The 14,560-nt window shown below is 68.3% G+C and carries 12 protein-coding genes; 10 read left to right on the plus strand and 2 right to left on the minus strand.

Going from position 1 to position 14,560, the window contains the following annotated elements:
- Positions 1-91 precede the first annotated feature (91 nt).
- The 3 genes from AB0M15_RS15080 to AB0M15_RS15090 all read left to right on the plus strand — a co-directional run bounded on the left by AB0M15_RS15080 (position 92) and on the right by AB0M15_RS15090 (position 3,973).
- Positions 92-1,855, plus strand: a complete 1,764-nt coding sequence (locus AB0M15_RS15080; protein WP_363818127.1) for a proline--tRNA ligase — start codon at positions 92-94, stop codon at positions 1,853-1,855.
- Positions 1,856-2,428: 573 nt separating this feature from the next.
- Complete coding sequence (locus AB0M15_RS15085; RefSeq protein WP_363818130.1) at positions 2,429-3,208, plus strand: TSUP family transporter; 780 nt, start codon at positions 2,429-2,431, stop codon at positions 3,206-3,208.
- Positions 3,209-3,217: 9 nt separating this feature from the next.
- Entirely contained in the window at positions 3,218-3,973 is a 756-nt protein-coding gene (locus tag AB0M15_RS15090) for a class I SAM-dependent methyltransferase (protein WP_363818132.1), read from the plus strand.
- A gap of 20 nt (positions 3,974-3,993) precedes the next feature.
- On the opposite strand, the gene AB0M15_RS15095 is transcribed toward AB0M15_RS15090, so the two are convergent.
- The gene (locus AB0M15_RS15095; protein ID WP_363818135.1) at positions 3,994-5,118 is read right to left on the minus strand and encodes a cytochrome P450; all 1,125 of its coding nucleotides are present in this window, start codon (positions 5,116-5,118) and stop codon (positions 3,994-3,996) included.
- A gap of 126 nt (positions 5,119-5,244) precedes the next feature.
- Between AB0M15_RS15095 and priA the strand changes: the two genes are divergently transcribed.
- The 5 genes from priA to AB0M15_RS15120 all read left to right on the plus strand — a co-directional run bounded on the left by priA (position 5,245) and on the right by AB0M15_RS15120 (position 12,108).
- Positions 5,245-6,018 (plus strand): bifunctional 1-(5-phosphoribosyl)-5-((5-phosphoribosylamino)methylideneamino)imidazole-4-carboxamide isomerase/phosphoribosylanthranilate isomerase PriA, encoded by a 774-nt coding sequence (gene priA, locus AB0M15_RS15100; protein ID WP_363818138.1) that lies wholly within the window; start codon positions 5,245-5,247, stop codon positions 6,016-6,018.
- Entirely contained in the window at positions 6,015-8,330 is a 2,316-nt protein-coding gene (locus AB0M15_RS15105) for an HAD-IB family hydrolase (protein WP_363818141.1), read from the plus strand. The genes priA and AB0M15_RS15105 overlap by 4 nt, the downstream gene beginning before the upstream one ends.
- Complete coding sequence (locus AB0M15_RS15110; RefSeq protein ID WP_363818144.1) at positions 8,327-9,526, plus strand: zinc-binding dehydrogenase; 1,200 nt, start codon at positions 8,327-8,329, stop codon at positions 9,524-9,526. The genes AB0M15_RS15105 and AB0M15_RS15110 overlap by 4 nt, the downstream gene beginning before the upstream one ends.
- Before the next feature lie 69 nt (positions 9,527-9,595).
- Complete coding sequence (locus tag AB0M15_RS15115) at positions 9,596-11,176, plus strand: lactate racemase domain-containing protein (protein WP_363818146.1); 1,581 nt, start codon at positions 9,596-9,598, stop codon at positions 11,174-11,176.
- Positions 11,176-12,108 carry a lysophospholipid acyltransferase family protein gene (locus tag AB0M15_RS15120; RefSeq protein WP_363818149.1) on the plus strand — a complete coding sequence of 311 codons (933 nt, stop codon included), beginning with the start codon at positions 11,176-11,178 and terminating at the stop codon, positions 12,106-12,108. Before AB0M15_RS15115 ends, AB0M15_RS15120 begins: the two co-directional genes overlap by 1 nt.
- Before the next feature lie 39 nt (positions 12,109-12,147).
- Here the strand turns inward: AB0M15_RS15120 and AB0M15_RS15125 are convergent, their stop codons facing one another.
- On the minus strand, positions 12,148-12,834 hold the full coding sequence (locus AB0M15_RS15125; RefSeq protein ID WP_363818151.1) for an SDR family NAD(P)-dependent oxidoreductase: 687 nt from the start codon (positions 12,832-12,834) through the stop codon (positions 12,148-12,150).
- Between the two features lie 53 nt (positions 12,835-12,887).
- On the opposite strand from AB0M15_RS15125, the gene AB0M15_RS15130 reads away from it, so the two are divergent.
- Together AB0M15_RS15130 and hisF are read left to right on the plus strand one after the other, a co-directional pair.
- Positions 12,888-13,838, plus strand: coding sequence for a helix-turn-helix transcriptional regulator (locus AB0M15_RS15130; RefSeq protein WP_363818153.1), 951 nt, complete (start codon positions 12,888-12,890; stop codon positions 13,836-13,838).
- Positions 13,798-14,559 (plus strand): imidazole glycerol phosphate synthase subunit HisF, encoded by a 762-nt coding sequence (gene hisF / locus AB0M15_RS15135; RefSeq protein ID WP_343977645.1) that lies wholly within the window; start codon positions 13,798-13,800, stop codon positions 14,557-14,559. The genes AB0M15_RS15130 and hisF overlap by 41 nt, the downstream gene beginning before the upstream one ends.
- Position 14,560: the final 1 nt, after the last annotated feature.

A 14,560-nucleotide genomic window follows, 5' to 3' on the forward strand; every position in this document is an offset into this window, starting at 1 on the left:
GTGGAAAGGTGGTGAGAGCACTACCCGTCGGCGGATATCCTCTTTGCCGACAGTAGTTCTTCCACCACTCGTTCACTGCTTGGAGACTCCCGTGATACTGCGCATGTCGTCGCTGTTCCTTCGCACCCTTCGCGAGGACCCGGCGGACGCAGAGGTCCCGAGCCACCGGCTGCTGGTCCGGGCCGGCTACATCCGTCGCGCCGCGCCCGGTATCTACACCTGGTTGCCGCTCGGCCTGAAGGTGCTGCGCAACGTCGAGAACATCGTCCGCGAGGAGATGAACGGGATCGGCGCGCAGGAGCTGGTCTTCCCGGCGCTGCTGCCCCGCGAGCCCTACGAGGCGACCGGCCGCTGGACGGAGTACGGGCCGAACATCTTCCGGATCAAGGACCGCAAGGGCGCCGACATGCTGCTCGGGCCGACGCACGAGGAGATGTTCACCCTCGTCGTGAAGGACCTGTACTCGTCGTACAAGGACCTGCCGCTGTCGATCTACCAGATCCAGAACAAGTATCGCGACGAGGCCCGGCCGCGTGCCGGGGTGCTGCGCGGGCGCGAGTTCGTGATGAAGGACTCGTACTCGTTCGACATCGACCAGGACGGGTTGCAGGCGTCGTACGAGCTGCACCGCAAGGCGTACATCGCGATCTTCGACCGGCTCGGTTTCGACTACGTGATCGTGGCCGCGATGTCGGGCGCGATGGGCGGGTCGGCGTCGGAGGAGTTCCTGGCGATCGCGGAGAACGGCGAGGACACCTTCGTCCGCTCGCCGGGTGGCTACGCGGCCAACGTCGAGGCTGTCGAGGTGCCGCAGTCGCCGGCCGTCGATGCCTCGGGCGTGCCTGCTGCTGAGGTCGTCGACACGCCGGACACGCCGACGATCGACACGCTGGTCGACGCGCTGAACGCCAAGCACGCTCGGACGGACGGTCGCGAGTGGACGGCCGCGGACACGTTGAAGAACGTGCTCGTGATGCTGGTGCACCCTGACGGGACGCGCGAGCCGCTGGCGATCGGCGTACGGGGTGACCGGAATCTCGACGAGAAGCGGCTGGGCGCGCAGGTCGAGCCCGCCGAGGTCGTCGCGTTCGAGGAGTCGGACTTCGAGAAGAACCCTGCGCTGGCCAAGGGCTACATCGGCCCGGGCGTGCTGGGCGCGGAGAACACTTCGAAGATCCGGTACCTGCTCGACCCGCGGGTTGCCGAGGGTTCGGCGTGGGTGACGGGTGCGGACAAGACCGGCTTCCACGTCATCAACCTGGTCTACGGGCGCGACTTCAACGCTGATGGCACCATCCAGGCGGCCGAGGTACGTGACGGCGACGAGGCGCCCGACGGTTCGGGTCCGCTGTCGTCGGCGCGCGGCATCGAGATGGGGCACATCTTCCAGCTCGGCAAGAAGTACGCCGAGGCACTGGACCTGAAGGTGCTCGACCAGAACGGCAAGCTCGTCACGGTCACCATGGGTTCGTACGGTGTCGGCGTCACCCGCGCCGTCGCCGCGATCGCCGAAGGCAACCACGACGACCTCGGCCTGATCTGGCCGCGCGAGATCTCGCCGGCGGATGTCCACTTGGTTGCCACCGGCAAGGATGCCGAGGTCTTCGAGAAGGCGGCGTCGATCGCCGCCGAGCTTGAGTCGCGCGGCCTGACGGTGCTGTACGACGACCGCGAGAAGGTCTCACCCGGCGTCAAGTTCAAGGACGCCGAACTCCTCGGCATCCCCACGATCGCGGTCGTCGGCAAGGGCCTCGCCGACGGCACCATCGAGGTCAAGGACCGCCGCTCCGGCGACCGTACAGACGTCCCGGTCGCCGAGATCGTCGACCACCTGGTCTCCGTCGTCCGCGGCTGACCATCTGTTGAACACCACCGCCGCTCTCACCTTCGGGTGAGGGCGGCGGTTGTTTTCGCGTACTACGCCCGCGCACCCGCCGCCGCTCGCTCCTGCGTCGCTCACTGCTCTGGCTGCGCCCGCCGGGTGTGGGCGCTCCTGCGTTCCTGGCGACCCAGAAGCGTGACGCGCGAACGTGACGAGGGTGGTGGTGTGCCGGGCGACAGGAGGTAGTCGCGTCGGCTGGGCAGTTTCACGCTCGGCATCACGCAGTTGAGCCTGGAAACAAGCACTACTACCTGTCCTCCGGGACACCGCGGGTCCGCGAGGCATCAGTGGTTGGAACAGGGTGAAGGCGGCGTAGCCGTCGGCGCTGTCGGCTATGGAGCTGGTGGCGCCGGCGTGGAAGTAGCCGTGTTGCTGGGTTACCTTGGGGCGGCTGGGGAGGGTGATGTGGACGCGGCCGGGGGCGATGTGGGAGGCGGGCGCCCTCCTTGGGGGCTGCGTCACATCGTGGGGTGTAAGGGTAGAGCGGGACAATGGGTTTACCTGATGATGGGGCCGTGACTGATTATCGTGGCCGCCGGGGTTGCCGTGCCTGACGTTTCGTTGTGGACGGTCGTGTTTTTGGTGGTGGCCGCGTTTTCGGCGGGGTGGATCGACGCGGTGGTCGGTGGCGGCGGACTGATCCAGTTGCCGGCGATGCTGCTGGGGTTGCCGAACGCATCGCCGGCGCAGATTCTCTCGACCAACAAGATCTCGTCCCTGTTCGGTACGACGACCAGCGCGATCACCTTCGGCATCAAGGTGAAGCCCGACCGTCGAACCGTCCTCCCGCTGGCCGGGCTGGCCGCGATCGGGGCCGCGGCCGGCGCGTTGGTGGCGACGCAGATCCCGATGGCGTGGTTCAAGCCGATCGTGCTTGTCCTGCTGATCGGTGTCGCCCTCTACACCTGGTTCAAGCCGGACCTCGGGTCCGCGACCGTACTGCGCTTCGACGGGCGTGCCCACTACTTCGCGGCCAGCCTGGTCGGACTCCTGATCGGGTTCTACGACGGCGCGGTCGGGCCGGGTACCGGCTCGTTCCTGATCTTCGCGCTCGTCGGGCTGATGGGCTACAACTTCCTCCGGGCCAGCGCGAAGGCCAAGATCGCCAACGTCGCCACGAACCTCGGCGCCATCCTCGTCTTCGCCGCCCACGGTGCACCGCTGTGGCGGCTCGGCCTGATCATGGGCGCGGCCAACATGCTCGGCGGTCTGCTCGGCGCCCGTGCTGCGGTCGCCCGCGGCTCGCGTTTCGTCCGGGTGATCTTCCTGGTCGTCGTCTCGGCGCTCATCCTTCGCCTCGCATATGACGTGTTCTGGCCCCGATAAACTCAGGAAATGGTGGACTACGACGCACGGTTACATCAGGTCTACGCCCAAGGACGCGCCCTCCCCGCGGACAGCCTCGACACCTGGATGCGGGCAGCTGCCGGATTCGCGCCTTCCGCCCGCCCACTGACAGTCCTCGATCTCGGCTGCGGCATCGGCCGCTTCACCCCCGCACTGGCCGACACCTTCGGCGGTCCCGTGTACGGCGTCGAGCCGTCGGCGCGGATGCTGGAGCAGGCGATCGAACACCCCGCCGTCACCTACCTCGAAGGATCCGCCGAGGCGATCCCGCTGCCGGACGAGTCGTGCGACCTGGTGTGGCTCTTCCTGACGATCCATCACTGGTCCGACCCGCGCCAGGGCCTCCGCGAGGTCAACCGGGTACTGCGCCCAGGCGGCACCGTCATCCTCCGAACCCAGTTCGGCGACCGGATGCCGGACCTCTACTGGTACCGGTACTTCCCGAGTGCCCGTCGCGTCGACGCGCAGATGTACCTGCCTTTTGACGAGATCCGTGCCCTCGCTACCCAAGCCGGATTCCAGGCCGAGGACGAGCCGCACTGGGTCGACGTCACCGAGCCGCGCACCCAGCGGGCGACGTACGAGCGGCTGAAGTTGCGGGCGTTCTCGACCTTCGAGCACATCGCCGAGGACGAGCTCGATCGCGGATTCGTCGAGTTCGAACGTGACGCGAACGCCGACCCGGACCGCGAGGTGCCCGCCTTCCCGGCGGGTGTCCTCCTGCTCACCCGTCCAGCCGGCTGACCCGGCCGGCCGGGCTCTCGTCAGGCGAGCGTCCAGGTCGCGTTGACCGCTGTCGGTTTGCGGAAGACGAGGCCGTGGGGCGGGGGAGAGGTCGGGTCAAGTCGGAGGACGGGTAGCCGGGTGAGGAGCGCGGTGATCGCGCTGACGGCCTCGAGCCGGGCCAGGTGCATGCCCAGGCAGATGTGTGGGCCGCTGGCGAAGGCGAGGTGGCGACGGGCGTTGTCGCGCTGGACGTCGTACCGGTCCGGATCGGGGAAGACGGCTGGATCGCGGTTGGCGCCGGCCAGCGAGACGCTGACGAAGTCGCCGCGCTTGACCTCAGCCGAACCCAAGGAAACGTCGCGCGTCGCATAACGGTCGACCACGGCCGCGGCGGGCTCCAGGCGCAACGATTCTTCGATCGCGTTGGGGATCAACGAGGGATCGGCCAGCACCAGAGCAAGTTGCGACGGGTTGGTCAGCAGATGCCAGAGGCAATTGGTGATCATCCCCTCGGTGGTCTCGATGCCGCCGAACATCAGCACGGCCGCGTTGGCAACCACCTCGTCGGTCCCGAGCCCAGCGGCAGCGGCCTCGGCGATCAGCGAGTCGGAGTGATCGATGCTCCCGGCAACATGTTGGTGAAGTTTGGCGAACGCCGCGGCACCCTCGGCGGTAACGGGCAGCCCGGCCGCGATCCCGCTGACCGAGGTGGAGATGTCCTGGTACCAGTCCAGCACCGTCGCCGCGTCGGCCCGCTCCAGTCCGAGCGAGTAGGCCACCACCGCGACGGACAACGGCCCAGCGACCGTGGTCCGTAGATCGGCGGCACCAGCCCCAGCGATCGCCGAAACCAGCCGATCCGTCTCCTCCGCGACGAAGGCTGTGAACCGCGCCCGCGTCTGAGCCAGGTTGAACGGATGCTCGAACGGCTCCCGATGCGAGGCATGCACAGAACCGTCCAGCGACAACATCGACGGCCCCACCACCTGCGCCGTCGAGAACCGCGGGTCATCCACCGTGAACGTCTCCGGATCCCGCATCACCTGCATCGCCAACTCCCGGCTGGCCACCACCCAGCCACCCAACGCATCGCTCCACCCGACCGGACGGACAGAAGCCAGATACGGGTGCGGATCGATCTCCAGTTCAGCCACGCTTGTCATGTCAAAGAGCTTACGCATGGTAGATACCAGTAACACCACTGGTATTGCTGCGACAGATCCGATCTCAACGACTCAGGAGGGCACTGGGTTACAAAACCGCCAACTGAGCCATCTAGGGTGTGGGCCATGTCAGTGTCTGATTCGGCCCCCACCCCACCGCCCCGGTCTGGGACTCTGGTGCTGCTGCCTGCCGTCGATGTGGCGGATGGGCAGGCTGTTCGGTTGGTCCAGGGCGAGGCCGGGAGCGAGACCTCCTACGGCGACCCGCTGGCCGCTGCGATGGCTTGGCAGGACGCCGGCGCGGACTGGATCCACCTGGTCGATCTGGACGCCGCGTTCGGTCGGGGCAGCAACCGTGAGTTGCTCGCCGAGGTGACCGGCAAGCTCGACGTACAGGTGGAGCTGTCCGGCGGCATCCGCGACGACGACTCGCTCGAGGCCGCCCTGGCGACCGGCGCGCGCCGGGTCAACATCGGCACCGCCGCGCTGGAGGATCCGGAGTGGTGCGACCGGATCATCGCGCAGTACGGCGACCGCGTCGCGGTCGGCCTGGACGTCCGCGGCCGCACGCTGGCCGCCCGCGGCTGGACCAAAGAGGGCGGCGACCTGTACGAGGTGCTCGAGCGGCTCGAGCGGGCCGGCTGTGAGCGGTACGTCGTCACCGACGTCACCAAGGACGGCATGCTGCAGGGCCCCAACCTCGACCTGTACCGCGACCTGTGCGCGCGGACCGAGAAGCCGATCGTCGCTTCCGGCGGCGTCTCCAGCCTGGACGACCTGCGCGCGCTGAGCACGCTGGTCAGCGACGGCGTCGAAGGCGTCATCGTCGGCAAGGCCCTGTACGCCGGGGCGTTCACCCTGACCGAGGCACTCGAACTCACCCGTGGAGGCGACAAGTGAGCCTTGCCGACAAGCTGGCAGGCAAGAAGGTCCTGGTCACCGGCATCACCGGATTCGTCGGTGAGGCCCTGCTGCACCGGATGATCGGCGACCTGCCCGGCACCACGGTGGTCGCGATCATCCGTCCGAAGGGGTCCCTCAAGGGCACCGACCGGATGGCGCAGATGCTCAAGAAGGACATCTTCAAGCCGTTCTACGGCGAGGGCACCCCGTACGCCGATGCCGCCGAGCTGACCGCCGCCCGGGTCGAGGTCGTAGAGGGCGACCTGTCGGCCGTACCGGAGCTGCCGAAGGATCTCGACATCGTGGTGCACTGCGCCGGCGACGTCTCCTTCGACCCGCCGATCCACGAGGCGTTCACGACCAACGTGCTGGGCACCAAGAGCCTGCTCGAGCGGATCGTCGAGGCCAGCGAAGGCCGTCCGGTCCACTACGTGCACATCTCCACCGCCTACACCGCCGGCCGTCGCCGCGGCGCGATCCCGGAGGCCCCGGTCGACCACAACGTCGACTGGCGCACCGAGGCCGAGGCCGGGATGGCGATGAAGGCGCGGATCGAGGAGACCTCGCGCAGCGCCGCGATGCTGATCCGGTTCCGCAAGGAGTCGGAGAAGCTGCACCGTCGCGCGGGTCACCTGACCGCGGCGGCCGACACCGAGCGTCGCCGTACCGAGTGGGTCGCGAAGAAGCTGATCGAGACCGGCACCGAGCGGGCGCGAAGCCTCGGCTGGACCGACTGCTACACCTTCACCAAGGCTCTGGGCGAGCGCGTCGTCGAGGAGTTCGCCGCCAAGCTGCCGACCTCGATCGTCCGGCCGGCCATCATCGAGTCCGCGGTGCAGAGTCCGCACCCGGGCTGGATCGAGGGATTCAAGATGGCCGAGCCGCTGATCCTGGCCTACGGCCGCGGTGAGCTGCCGGAGTTCCCGGCCAGCCCCGACTCGGTCGTCGAGATCATCCCGGTCGACCACGTCGTCGGCGCGATCTGCGCGGTGATGGCGACCGAGCCCGAGCTGTCGAAGCCGGAGTACTACCACGTCAGCTCCGGCGCCCGGAACCCGCTGACCTTCGAGCAGCTGTACGCCGGTGTCCGCGCGTACTTCTCCAAGCACCCCTTCGACCTGGGCGAGCGCGGCGCGGTCCGGCTGCCGGTCTGGAAGTTCCCCGGTGGGGACTCGGTCGAGAGCATGCTGCGGTACGGCGAGAAGGCGCACAAGATCGCCGACCAGATCATCATGCACGCGCCACGCGGCGAGCGGACCCGCAAGTACGCCCGTGAGCTGGACGTGCAGAAGCGCCGGATCGACTTCCTGCGCCGCTACATGGACCTGTACTCCGAGTACGCGCAGGCCGAGCTGCAGTTCATCGACGACAACGTGCTCGCCCTGCACAACGCGCTCGAGGGCGACGACCAGGAGAAGTTCTGGTGCGACACCTCGATCGTCGACTGGCACCACTACCTGCAGGAAGTGCACTGCCCGAGCGTCACCGACTCGCTGCGCCGGCTGGATGTCGTCCGGAAGAAGCGCAACAAGTCGCTTGCGGAGTCGGCCGGTGTACTGAAGAAGGTGCAGCCGTCCGACGACGCCGAGATCATCGCCGCGTTCGACATGGACGGCACGCTGCTGTCGTCGAACGTGATCGAGACCTACCTGTGGATGCGGCTGCCCGAACTGGACAGCCACCAGCGGGTCGGTGAGATCGGCGCGATGCTGCGCAAGCTGCCGAAGCTGATCTCGGCCGAGCGCAAGGACCGCGGCACCTTCCTGCGGACGATCTACCGCCGGTACCAGGGCGCCGAGCTGGAAGAGCTCAACCACATCGTCGACGAGGTGCTCGCCGGCCACGTGCTCGAGCGGCTCAGCGGGGCTGCCGTCCGGCGGATCCGTGAGCACAAGGCGGCCGGTCACCGGACGATCCTGATCACCGGTGCGGTCCGGCCACTGACCCGGCCGCTGGACTCGCTGTTCGACGAGATCGTCGCGGCCGACCTGGCCGTCGACGACCGCGGTCGCTGCACCGGGTACCTGACCGGCCCGCCGCTGGTCGGCGAGTCCCGGGCCGCGTGGATCAAGCATCGCGCCCGCGGCACGAACATCGACCTGTCCAAGTCGTACGCCTACGCCGACAGCCACTCGGACCTGCCGATGCTGACGACCGTCGGCAACCCGGTCGCCGTCTCGCCGGACGTGTCGCTGTTCCGGGCCGCCCGGGCCGCGCGCTGGCAGATCGTCGACTGGAAGACACCCGCCACCTCTTCGCGTCTGGAGATCCCCGGGGTACAGCGTCTAACCGGAGGTCAGGCCCGATGATGCTCGCGCTCGAGATGTACCGTTCACCGGCCAAGTTCCTGGCAGCCAAGGCGATGGGGAGCCGGATCCCGGCCATCCTCACCGGCCCGGCCGCGCCGCTGCGACTCGTCACGATCAACGAGCCGAAGGCCGACAAGGACGGCTGGGCCCGGATCCGGCCGATTCTGTCCGGCATCTGCGGCTCCGACCTCGGCATGGTCACCGGCCACACCAAGCTGTACTTCTCCGCGCTGGTGTCGCTGCCGTTCGTACCGGGCCACGAGATCGTCGGCGAGCTGCTCGACGACTGCGAGGACCTGCCGAAGGGCACCCGGGTAGTCATGGACTCGGTCCTCACCTGCGCCGCGCGTGGGGTGGAACCCTGCGAGAGCTGCTCGTCCGGTCGTACCAGCCTGTGCGACCGGATCACCGTCGGTCACGTCTCGCCCGGACTCCAGACCGGCTTCTGCCAGGACACCGGCGGCGGCTGGGGCAACGTCATGGTCGCCCACCGCAGCCAGCTGTACGCCGTACCGGATGGCCTCTCCGATGAGCGGGCAGTCCTGGTCGAGCCACTGGCTGGTGCCGTGCACACCGCACTCCGGGCCAAGATCGAGCCGGGCCAGTCCGTACTGGTCAGCGGCGCCGGCGCTGTCGGGCTGTTCGCGACGCTCGCCCTGCGCGAGCTGACCCAGGCCGGCCGGATCACCGTCGTCGCCAAGCACCCGAAGCAGCGTGAGCTGGCCCGGGCGTTCGGTGCGAGCGACGTGGTCGCGCCCGACGAGGTCTTCCGTGGCGTCCGCCGGGCCACCGGCGCGTTCCGGTTGAAGCCGGAGATGAACGCCAAGGAGTTCCTGCTCGGCGGGGTCGACGTCGCCGTCGACGCGGTCGGCAGCAAGGACTCGATCGACACCGTGCTGCGGGTCACCAAGGCCGGCGGCCGGGTGGTACTGGCCGGCATGCCGTCGACCGGTGCGGACCTGTCGCCGGTGTGGTTCCGTGAGTTGGAGCTGACCGGGACGTACGCGTCCTCGCGGGAGGAGCCGAACGGGCGCCCTGCCTTCGAGACCGCGCTGGAGATCGCCCAGAAGGCTCCGCTGGACGGGGTCGTCGGGGCGAGGTACCCGCTCTACCGGTGGCGTGAGGCGCTCGACCACGCGCAGTCCGCCGGTCGCCTGGGCACCGTGAAGGTCGCCTTCGATGTGAGGGCCTCATGACCGCCACTGCCAAGGCCATCGACACTGTTTTCGCTGCACCGTTGAACGTACGACGAGAGAGGTTCTGACATGTCTCGGCCAGGGTTTGTGCTTGAGGTGGACGACCGGACGCCGCCGCTGCTCGTGCACAACGGTGAGGGTTTCCTGCTGGAGCGGTTCCCGCTCGGCACCCGGGTGGTGTACCCGCCGGAGTCGCTGCCGCCGGTCCGCGACGTCGAGGAGGCGATCCAGAACGCGCTGCTCAACCCGCTCGAGTCCGAGCCGCTGCCGGAGCTGCTGTTCGCCGGGATGAAGCTGACCATCGCGTTCGACGACATCTCCATCCCGTTGCCGCCGATGAAGAAGCCGGACATCCGGCAGCGGATCATCGAGCAGGTGCTGACGATGGCCGCCGACGCGGGCGTCGACGACGTCGAGCTGATCTCGGCCAACGCGCTGCACCGCCGGCTCACCCCGAACGAGCTGCGCGACATCGTCGGCGAGCGGGTCTTCCGGTCGTTCTACCCCGACGGCAAGCTCTACAACTTCGACGCCGAGGACGAGGCGAACCTGGCCCACCTGGGTCAGACCAGGCACGGCGAGGACGTCGAGATCTCCAAGCGGGCGGCCGAGTCCGACCTGCTGGTCTACGTGAACGTGAACCTGGTGGCGATGGACGGCGGCCACAAGTCGACGTCGATCGGGCTGGCGTCGTACAAGTCGCTGAAGCACCACCACAACAGCCACACGATGATCCACTCGCGGTCCTTCATGGACCACAAGCGGTCGAAGATGCACGAGTCGGCCTGGCGGATGGGCGAGATCCTCACCCAGCACGTCAAGGTCTTCCAGATCGAGACCACGCTGAACAACGACATCTTCGGCGGGCCGCTGGAGTTCCTGCAGAAGCGCGAGTGGGAGTGGTCGATCAAGGACCAGGCCGCCTACCTCGGCGCCAAGCGCGGGCTGGACCTGGCGCCCACCCGGATCAAGCGCAAGATCTTCCAGGACGTCCGGGCCAACTACGGCCTGACCGGTGTCACCGCGGGCAAGATCGAGCCGGTGCACGACAAGACCATCGAGATGGTGCACCGCCAGCACAAGGTCGAGGTCCAGGGCCAGGCCGACGTGGCGATCATGGGCGTGCCGTTCGTCGGCCCGTACAACGTGAACTCGGTGATGAACCCGATCCTGGCCGCCTGCATGGGGCTGGGCTACTACTTCAACTCGTACCTGGGCCAGCCGATCGTCCGCAAGGACGGCGCGGTGATCCTGTACCACCCGGTCGACTACGAGTTCAGCCAGTTGCACCACCCGTCGTACGTGGACTTCTTCGAGGAGGTGCTGTCGGAGTCGACCGACCCGGCCACCATCGAGGCGAAGTTCGAGAAGCAGTACGCCGAGGACCCGTGGTACATCCACCTGTACCGCACCTCGAACGCGTACCACGGCGTGCACCCGTTCTACATGTGGTACTGGATCAGCCACGCGCTGGACCACTGCGGCGACATCGTCTGGGTCGGCGCGAACCGCAAGACGGTCGAGCGGATGGGCTTCCGGTCCGCCTCCACGCTGCAGGACGCGCTCGAGATGGTCAGCCACTCGGTCGGCCGGTCGCCGTCCATCACGTACCTGCACAACCCGCCGCACCTGCTCGCGGACGTCCGCTGATGGGGGCGAGCCTGGTCCGGTTCAGCCGGGACACCGCGCGGGACGTGAAGCAGGTCGCGCGCGGCTTCCGCTGGGGACGGCGTCAGCAGGTGCCGCGGTCGGCCGAGCCTTACGTAGTCAAGAAGGAGTCGTCGGTCTTCCCGACCAAGTGGGCCCGCACGCCCGCGGCGATCGCGGTACGGGAGGTCCTGCAGAAGGGCGCGCTGAACTCGGTACTCCGCTTCGAGGTGAACCCGCAGGTGAGCGGGCTCGACTCGCTGCGCAAGCTGCATGGGCCGGCCGTCATCGTGGCGAACCACTCGTCGCACCTGGACACCCCGCTGGTGCTCTGCACGCTGCCTGACGACATGCGTCGCAAGACTGCTGTCGCGGCGGCTGCGGACTACTTCTTCGATACGTGGTGGCGGGCGACCGCGTCAGCGATCGTGTTCAACACGTTCCCGATCGAGCGTCGCGGCGGCAAGCTCAGCGCGACCCCGGGCGACCTGCTCGCGGACGGCTGGAACGTCGTCGTCTTCCCCGAAGGCACCCGCTCGCCCGACGGCTGGATGGAACGCTTCCGGATGGGCGCGGCCTACATCGCAGTGGAACAAGGCGTCCCGGTGATCCCGGTCGGCATCAAGGGCTCCTTCGCCGCGATGCCCCGCGGCCGCGGCTGGCCGGTCCCCGGCCGCCCGACGGTCGCAGTCCGGTACGGCGACCCGCTCTACCCGGCCGAAGGCGAAACTGCCCGCGACTTCGCCCCACGCATCTCGGCCGCCGTATCGGCCCTGCTGGACGAAGAGGCATCCACCTGGTGGGAGGCCCGCCGCCGGGTAGCAGCCGGCGCCTCTCCATCCCAATCCGGCCCCGACGCCGCCCGCTGGCGCCGAGTCTGGGCATCCACGACACCCGTCAAGCCAGCAGAGCAGAAGCGCAGGGCCTGGAAGTAACAAGCTTGAAGGGCGGCCACCCAGTGGCCGCCCTTCTGCTCACCAGGGCAGTTCTCCGCTTTCGTCCTGGAAGGTTCCGGTCGGACCGTCCGGTCCCACAGTGGCCAGCCGCACTACGAAGGCCGCACTCTGCTCGGGTGAGCGTCCGATGCCGAAGGCCGCGGTCATGTCGGTGGCGGTGGTGCCGGGCTCGAGCGCGTTGAACCTGATCCCGGGTTCCGCCTTGGCGTACTGGACCGTCAGCATGGTGGCGGCCGCCTTGGACGCCGAGTAGAGCGCAAGCGGCAGGTGGTACTCCGGCCGGTCGGGGTTGTTCACCGCCCAGAACGATCCGGCGCTGCTCGACACCGTCACCACGACGGGATTCGTGGACTTGTGCAGCAGCGGAAGTGCCGCCTCCGTCACGCGGACGATTCCGACCGCGTTGGTGTCGAACACCCGGAGCGCCTTCGGCCCGTCGATCGTTCCGTCCCCGAGGACTCCCGCGTTGTGCACCAGGACATCGAGCCGGCCCTCGTCCGCGCCGATCGTCGCCAGCGCCTTGCCCACCGAGGCGTCGTCGGTCACATCGAGCTGGACGAACCGCGCGCCGAGTGTTGCCGCGGCCTGCTCACCCCGCTCGACGTCCCGCGCCCCGAGGTAGACCACGTGCCCCAGCTCGAGGAGCTGTCTGGCTGTCTCGAAACCGATGCCCTTGTTGGCTCCGGTGATCAGTGTGACCGTCATGCGTCTGCGTCTCCTGTCGAAATATCCGGTCCGGGTGGACCGTTGAAGACGCTATGAGCAGCCATCCGCCGCAACCAGAGCCCTCTTCAGCCCGGGGTGTCGCAGGGCCCCCTCTGCTGAACGGCCGGGCCGGACTCAACTCGCTCGGCGCGTTCTTGCGGGCCCGGCGCGAGCTGGTGACGCCTCAGCAGGCGGGCCTTCCTGAGGTTGGCGTGCGGCGGGTGGCCGGTCTGCGGCGCGAAGAGGTCGCCATGCTGGCCGGCATCAGCGCCGACTACTACCTGCGGCTCGAGCGCGGCCGCGATCGCAATCCGTCCGTGCAGGTGCTCGAGTCGATCGCTCGCGTACTACGGCTCGACGACGACCACCTCGCTCACCTCAAGTCCCTCGTCTCCGAGGCGCCCCGGCCGCGTGGCCATCGAGCATCCGAGGAGGAGACCCCACCGTCCGGTGCGCTCAAGCTGCTGGACTCGCTGGCGCAACCCGCTTTCATCGAAGGCCGGTACTTCGACATCCTGGCCTCCAACAGTCTGGCCAGGGCGTTGTCTCCCGGTCTCGCCGTGGGTGGCAACCAGTTGCGCGACCTGTTCCTGGACCCGGCGGAGCAGGCTCTGCATCCGGACTGGCAAGACGTCACCGAGTGCCTGGTCGCGAACCTCCGGCAGTCCGTGGGGAACGACCTCGACGATCCGCGCCTGCTCGAGCTGACCGGCGAACTCTCCCGCGCCAGCGACCGGTTCCGCGAACTTTGGGCCCGCCATGAGGTCCGTGGTCAGCGTGGCGGGCCACTCCGGATCGATCATCCGCTGGTCGGCGAACTGACCCTGAACCGCGAGCGACTGCAGATCGACGGAGCGGCCGGCCTGAAGCTCGTCGTGTATCACCCCGACGCCGGGTCGAGCGATGCGGACAAGCTGGCCCTACTGGCGTCGGTCTTGCCGGGCCGGTCGGTACCCTTGGCGCGTGAGCCTCGCCGTGCGTGTGATTCCCTGTCTGGACGTTGATGCCGGGCGGGTGGTCAAGGGTGTCAACTTCGCTGACCTGCGCGATGCCGGGGATCCGGTGGAGATGGCTCGGTTGTATGACGCCGAAGGGGCCGACGAGCTGACGTTTCTCGATATCACCGCTTCGTCGGGGTCGCGGGAGACGACGTACGAGGTGGTCGGGCGGACGGCTGAGCAGGTGTTCATTCCGCTCACTGTGGGTGGCGGTGTGCGCGAGGCGGCAGATGTCGACCGGCTTTTGCGCGCGGGGGCGGACAAGGTCGGGATCAACACCGGCGCGATCGCAAGGCCGGCGGTGATCGAGGAGATCGCGCACCGGTTCGGCAACCAGGTGCTGGTGTTGTCCCTGGACGTACGCCGGTCCGCTGGGCAGCCGAGCGGTTTCGAGGTGACGACGCACGGCGGCCGGAAGTCGGCCGGGCTGGACGCGATCGAGTGGGCGCGGCGTGGTGCCGAGTTGGGGGCCGGTGAGATCCTGCTCAACTCGATGGATGCCGACGGCACCAAAAAGGGTTTCGACCTGGAGCTGATCCGGGCGGTCCGCGCGGTGGTCGACGTACCGCTGATCGCGAGCGGGGGAGCGGGGCTGCCCGAGCACTTCCCGCCGGCGGTCGAGGCAGGAGCGGACGCGGTACTGGCGGCCAGTGTCTTCCACTTCGGCGACCTGCGGATCGCCGACGTCAAGAAGGCTCTCCGCGACGCCGGCGTCGTGGTCAGGTGAG

This window comes from Kribbella sp. NPDC051718 (genome assembly GCF_040681515.1).
Classification (GTDB): domain Bacteria; phylum Actinomycetota; class Actinomycetes; order Propionibacteriales; family Kribbellaceae; genus Kribbella.

Coding starts and splice junctions, on each gene's coding strand:
- AB0M15_RS15095 (WP_363818135.1), bottom strand. CDS start 5,118: ATGACAAGCGTGGCTGAACTGGAGATCGATCCGCACCCGTATCTGGCT.
- priA (WP_363818138.1), top strand. CDS start 5,245: ATGTCAGTGTCTGATTCGGCCCCCACCCCACCGCCCCGGTCTGGGACT.
- AB0M15_RS15125 (WP_363818151.1), bottom strand. CDS start 12,834: ATGACGGTCACACTGATCACCGGAGCCAACAAGGGCATCGGTTTCGAG.
- AB0M15_RS15130 (WP_363818153.1), top strand. CDS start 12,888: ATGAGCAGCCATCCGCCGCAACCAGAGCCCTCTTCAGCCCGGGGTGTC.
- AB0M15_RS15110 (WP_363818144.1), top strand. CDS start 8,327: ATGATGCTCGCGCTCGAGATGTACCGTTCACCGGCCAAGTTCCTGGCA.
- AB0M15_RS15115 (WP_363818146.1), top strand. CDS start 9,596: ATGTCTCGGCCAGGGTTTGTGCTTGAGGTGGACGACCGGACGCCGCCG.
- AB0M15_RS15090 (WP_363818132.1), top strand. CDS start 3,218: ATGGTGGACTACGACGCACGGTTACATCAGGTCTACGCCCAAGGACGC.
- AB0M15_RS15120 (WP_363818149.1), top strand. CDS start 11,176: ATGGGGGCGAGCCTGGTCCGGTTCAGCCGGGACACCGCGCGGGACGTG.